This window comes from Bradyrhizobium sp. LTSPM299 (assembly GCF_000938235.1).
Taxonomy (GTDB): domain Bacteria; phylum Pseudomonadota; class Alphaproteobacteria; order Rhizobiales; family Xanthobacteraceae; genus Bradyrhizobium.
This window is the reverse complement of the sequence record NZ_JYMU01000069.1, coordinates 1-5,695: the sequence shown is the minus strand read 5'-3', so window position 1 is coordinate 5,695 and position 5,695 is coordinate 1. Positions and strand designations below refer to the sequence as shown.

Annotated in this window: 4 protein-coding genes; 2 read left to right on the top strand and 2 right to left on the bottom strand. The window is 60.4% G+C overall.

Annotation, left to right across the window (positions count from 1 at the left end; all coding sequences use genetic code 11):
- A partial coding sequence (locus UP10_RS32155) for an Ohr family peroxiredoxin (protein ID WP_044591219.1) occupies positions 1-353 on the bottom strand: 353 nt, incomplete at its 3' end.
- A gap of 136 nt (positions 354-489) precedes the next feature.
- Positions 490-1,788: an epoxide hydrolase family protein gene (locus UP10_RS32150; RefSeq protein ID WP_050043811.1), complete on the bottom strand. Its 1,299-nt coding sequence runs from the start codon at positions 1,786-1,788 to the stop codon at positions 490-492.
- 279 nt (positions 1,789-2,067) lie between these two features.
- Here UP10_RS32150 and UP10_RS32145 point away from each other — a divergent pair, with 279 nt between their 5' ends.
- Together UP10_RS32145 and UP10_RS32140 are read left to right on the top strand one after the other, a co-directional pair.
- Positions 2,068-4,923: an ATP-binding protein gene (locus UP10_RS32145; protein WP_044591218.1), complete on the top strand. Its 2,856-nt coding sequence runs from the start codon at positions 2,068-2,070 to the stop codon at positions 4,921-4,923.
- Positions 4,924-5,141: 218 nt separating this feature from the next.
- On the top strand, positions 5,142-5,695 hold a 554-nt coding region (locus tag UP10_RS32140), incomplete at its 3' end, for an SDR family NAD(P)-dependent oxidoreductase (protein ID WP_044591217.1).

Sequence of the window (5,695 nt, the reverse complement as noted above, 5' to 3'; positions counted from 1 at the left end):
GCTTCATCGACCAGTCCTTTTGCCACGCTGCGCTCCAAACCCAGGATCGTCACGTTGAGCCGAGCGCTGAGTGAGTAGCCGCCATCACCGAGGTTCAGGTCTACCTCTGCATCGATGCTAACTTTGGCTGGCAGCGTGATTTTCCATTTGCGGGCCGCAAGCGCGATCGCATTCGCGAAAGAAGCTGACCAGCCAGCTGCCAGCAGCTGCTCCGGGTTGGTACCGATCCGCGCCGAGCCGGGCATCGAAAGCCTGATGTCGAGCAGGCCGTCGGAGCTGCGCGAAGCGCCCTGTTCGCGGTCTCCCGTGGTTCTGGTCTTGGCGGTGTGGAGCACCTTTACGATTTGGTCCATGTTACATTCTTTTTTGATAGTGGCCTGTAGAACGGTCTTGAGGCTCGCGGGCACGGTGCGCGCGAGCCTTCGGTCGTTGCTGGTCTGGCGCGGCTGATAGATCTGGTCGGCGCGCACAATGCGCTCGCCGTAGTCTTCAAGCCGATTTGCGGAGGGATCTGAAGCCTGCACGAAGCTCTTCGGTAAAAAGCCTTGGCTGCTCCCAGGCAGCAAAATGACCGCCCTTTTCCACCTTGTTGTAATGGATGAGATTGGGATAGGCCCGCTCTGCCCACGTCCGGGGCGTCTGGTACAGTTCGTCCGGGAAGACGCTCACGGCAGTTGGGACTTTGACGCCCTTCGGACTGAAGAAGGGCAGCTTGTTCTCCCAGTAGAGCCGAGCTGACGAAACACCTGTGTTGGTGAGCCAGAACAGCGTGACATTGTCGAGGACATCGTCCGGTGTCAGACCCTCGGTTTGTCCGTCAAACGAACGCGCGATGAGTTCCAGACTGCGCGCGTCGTGGTCGATCAGGAAGGTCGCGAGGCCGATCGGCGAGTCCGCAAACCCCGCCAGTGTTTGCGGGCGCGACGCCATCCAGAAGGCGTAATAGACATGCTTGTAGACGAAAACGAGCTGGTCGTAGGAGCTTGTCTCTTCGGCAGAGAGACCAGACGGCACCGGCGCACCAGAAAACGATGCCTGGTCGATCTCCGCAGGAATCGCGCCGGGCATGTTGGTGTGGATGCCGACCAATTCCGGCGGCGCCTGCACGCCCAGCATATCGGTAACTATCGCACCCCAATCGCCGCCCTGTGCGGCAAAGTGCTTGTAGCCGAGACGCCTCATCAGAGTGGTCCAAGCCTGCGCGATCCGTTCGGGCCCCCAGCCGGTCGAAGTCGGCTTGCCGGAAAACCCGTAGCCGGGCATCGACGGAATCACCAGGTGGAAGGCGTCCGAAGCGCTGCCACCATGAGCGGTAGGGTCGGTGAGCGGCCCGATGATCTTCAGTTGCTCCACCACCGAACCGGGCCAGCCATGCGTCACGATCAGCGGCAGTGCATTTTCATGCTTGGAGCGGACATGGATGAAGTGGATGTCCAGACCGTCGATTTCGGTGATGAAGTTCGGCACGGCGTTGAGCCGCGCCTCGACCTTGCGCCAGTCGTAGTCGACTTGCCAGTAGCGCAGAAGTTGGCGGATGGTCTTGAGCGGTACGCCCTGGGAGAAGTCGGTAACCGTCTCGTTCTCTGGCAGGCGTGTTTCCGCCAGGCGCCGGCGCAGATCGACGAGGGCTGCCTCTGGAAAGTGGATGTGGAAAGGACGGATGGCATTTTTGTCGAAGGCCCCGACGGTGTCGATGGCCCGCGAACTGGCTGTGTCGGCCATCGCGGCGGCTCTGAACGGAAGGCCGAGATCACCGGCGACGGGGCTATTTGTTTCTGTCGTCAACATGTGGATTCTCCTCGATTTGCTAATGGGTTGGAAGGGCCGCAGTTCGCTTGAACGCCTGCGAAGAGCCGGTCATCCGTCATCCTCGCTGCCAGGAAAGATTGCGCCAAAGTCCGCGCATTAGCCCGCTATGGGTTGTTAGGGGTTGTTAGTGCTCGCGACCGGGCTGCGCCCCTGGTCTCTGGCCGCCTACCGGACCTTGGCGCTATGCCTGGGGCGGGCTCTTCGCCTAGAATGCCGGTGGAGCTGGGACCGGACCGGATGGCTTCGAGAGGCGACGCCATGATCGCAGCGGCCGCGCGGACCAAGGAAGTCATATCCTTTGGTCCTTTCAGTCTCATCGTCAGCGAGAGGCTTCTGACCAACGACGGTACACCGATCGAGTTGAGTGCGCGGGCACTCGATATCCTCGTCGTTTTGCTGTCCCATCCCAACGAAATTGTCGGCAAGAAGGAATTGTTGGCACAGGTTTGGCCCGACGTCATCGTCGAGGAAGGAAGCCTGCGGTTTCATATGACTTACCTCCGTAAGGCGCTAGGTGACGGAAAGGCTGGCGCCCGATACATCGCAACTCTCCCCGGCAGGGGTTATTGCTTCGTCGCGCCAGTCTCGCGGTCGGCCGGTCAGCGCGGTGACACGCCCATCGTCGCAAGCATTTTTCCGCACGCCAATCTTCCCAGCCGCCAAAGCCGGGTGGTTGGCCGGGACGACGATATTCTGAAGCTGTCGGCTCAGCTGAACGCCTCGCGCTTTGTCACCATCGTCGGCGCCGGCGGCGTCGGCAAAACCACCGTTGCGATAGCGGTCGGTCATCACCTGGTCGATGCTTTCTCGGGTGCTTTGCTGTTCGTCGACCTCGGAACGCTCAGCGATCCCACCCTGGTCACGACAGGCATGGCCTCCATGCTTGGGCTATCGGTTCAATCCAACGATGCGACGCCCAGTCTGATCGCTTACCTGCGCAACAAGCGAATTCTGTTGATCCTCGATACGTGTGAGCATCTCGTCGAAGCGGTGGCGCCGCTGGCGGCACGCATCATCGATGCAGCGCCGCAGGTCCACATTCTCGCGACGAGTCGCGAAGCGCTTCGGGTAGATGGCGAGCATATCTACCGATTGGATGCGCTGGCCTGTCCGCCGGACGATCCGGGGCTTACGGCGGCGGCGGTCCGGGCGTTCCCGGCCACACAGCTGTTCATGGAGCGCGCAGCGGCCAGTGGCGCGCGTTTGGACGTCAGCGATGCGGAAGTCCTGATCGTTGCAAGCATCTGTCGAAAGCTTGACGGTGTGGCGCTCGCGATCGAACTGGCGGCCAGACGCGTCGAATCCCATGGACTGCAACAAACCGCGACCCTTCTCGATCAACGCCTGACTCTGCTTTGGGTGGGGTCGCGAACCGCTCCACCGCGGCAAAAGACACTGCAGGCCACGCTGGATTGGAGCTTCGGGCTCCTGACCGAACTGGAGCGTATAGTGCTCCGCAGGCTCGCCGTATTCGTTGGCCATTTCACCCTGGATGCGGCGCTGGAGGTCGTTACCGGCGCTACTCTCGACAGGTCGACCGTCCTTGGCGCCGTAGATAGCCTGGTCGCCAAATCGATCGTGGCAACGAACCCCCTGGGGGCGATGATGCGCTACCGGCTTCTCGACACAACGCGCGATTACGCCCGTGAGATCGGCATTGACGCCGCCGATGCTACCGACCTGTCGATACGGCATGCGACCTACTTTCGCCGCTGGTTGGAGCAGAGCGGAAAGGAATGGTCGACCTCATCAAGTGGAATCGAACGCGCTTCACATTTCGCGGCCATCAACAATGTTCGGGCCGCACTCGAATGGTGCTTTTCTCCGGAAGGTAACGCCGTGGTCGGCGTTAATCTTGCCGCCGCTGCGGTGCAGGTTTTTCTGGCGATGTCTTTACTTCCGGAATGTCACCGCTGGTCACAACATGCCCTCCTCGCTCTCGACAAGACCGGCGCCGGAGGTCTCACCGAGATGCATCTTCAGGCGGCGTTGGGTTTCTCGTCCTCACAAATATACGGAGAAAGCAACGCCGTAACTGAGGCCCTGAGCAGAAGCCTGGCCATTGCCGAACAGCACGGTGACACGGCCTATCAAGTCGGACTGCTTAACATGGAACATATTTCCCATGCCCGTAGAGGAGATCTCAGGACTTCGCTTGAATACGCCAGACGTTGCGGGGCGATTGCCGAGACGTCTGATGACCTGATGGTCAAAGCGCTGGCCCATGCCATGTTGGGAAGGGCGCTGCAGGTTACCGGTGACCTTGCGGGTTCGCGTGCGGAGCTCGATTCCCTGATGCGGATATTATCGCAATCCCATCGTGGACCGGTCCTCCTCAGCTACGATCCCCACTACCATTCGTATATCGCACTGGCGCGGACCCTTTGGCTGCAAGGTTATCCGACCCAGGCGCTGGAACTCGCACGCCAGGGGGTCGAAGCCTCCGAAGCCATGGGCCATCCGGCAGCGTTGGCGCTGGTTTTGGCCGGCGCGGCGTCGGTTTTTCTCTGGGCTGGCGATCTCGATAATGCCCAATACCACACCGATTTGTCGCTTTCGCATGCCGAAGCCAATGCCTTGGGGCCTCTTGTAGCGATCGGACAGGGTCGCAAGGCAGAGTTGGCGATTCTGCGCGGCAACACCAAAGCGGGCGTCAAGGATCTGCAGGCAACGCTCGAGCGCCTGCACGCGGCGCGACATGAGGTGCTCACCACGGAGTTCAACATTGCAGTCGCTCAAGGACTGGCCGCGCTTGGACGGCCAGATGAAGGCAAGGCGCTGATCGACGAGAGTATTCGGCAAGTCGAAGTCAGTGGCGAGATGTTCTATATGCCGGAACTGCTGCGCATAAAGGGCGGGCTTCTCCTATCGATGGAGAAACCCGACGTCCGCGAGGTGGAGACCTGCTTCAACGAGTCGCTTGTATTGAGCCGACGTCAAGGTGTGCGTGCCTGGGAATTGCGTACCGCGAGGGACCTCGCGAAGCATTTGGCCGACCAAGGACAGTCCAAAAACGGACGGACGCTACTGCAGTCGGTCTACGCGGAGTTCAAGGAAGGATTTGAGACGGCGGACCTCAAAGCCGCCGAAGCGCTGCTCACCACGTTGAGGTGATTTCACTACGACTCTCAACCTGCCTCCAGCAAGCAGAGATCGCTTCGTAATCCCGTCACCCGACTGTTTGCGCTCGTTCTTTTGCGCCAGCGGAAGCGTTTTGCCCGTCATTTTTTCGGACTGCTTGCAGCAGCTAACGCCTGCTAACGACCCATAACGGGTAATTTCCTCAGATCGGCGCGAAGGTGAGGCCACATCAAGTCATCAAGGAGGTAATCATGAAACTCACAGGTAAGAAGGCTCTCATCACTGGCGGAAACAGCGGCATCGGCCTGGCGACCGCCCGTCTTTTCGTTGCAGAAGGCGCTGAAGTCGCGATTACCGGCCGGGACCAGAAGACGCTGGATGAAGCAGTCGCCGAACTGGGACCCAACGTGCGCGGCTACCGCGCCGACGTTACCGTGGCGGACGATCGCAAGCAGCTCTTCGCGGATATTGCCAAGGATTTCGGCAAGCTGGACGTCGTCTTCGCCAATGCCGGAATTAGCGGCAGGACGCCCACCGGCGCTACGGACGAAGCAGCGTTTGAGAATATCGTCCGCACCAACCTGAATGGCGCATTCTTCACCATCAACTCCGCTGCTTCTCTGTTGAACGACAACGCCAGCATCATCTTCAACGGATCGGTGCACAACTATATGGGCCAGGCCGGCCTAGCGGCCTATGCGGCCACCAAGGGCGGGGTGGTCTCCATGGCGCGTGCGATCGCTGCCGACTTTGCGCCGCGCAACATTCGCGTCAATGTCGTCGCACCCGGAGCGACAAAAACTCC

Coding starts and splice junctions, on each gene's coding strand:
- UP10_RS32150 (WP_050043811.1), bottom strand. CDS start 1,788: ATGTTGACGACAGAAACAAATAGCCCCGTCGCCGGTGATCTCGGCCTT.
- UP10_RS32145 (WP_044591218.1), top strand. CDS start 2,068: ATGATCGCAGCGGCCGCGCGGACCAAGGAAGTCATATCCTTTGGTCCT.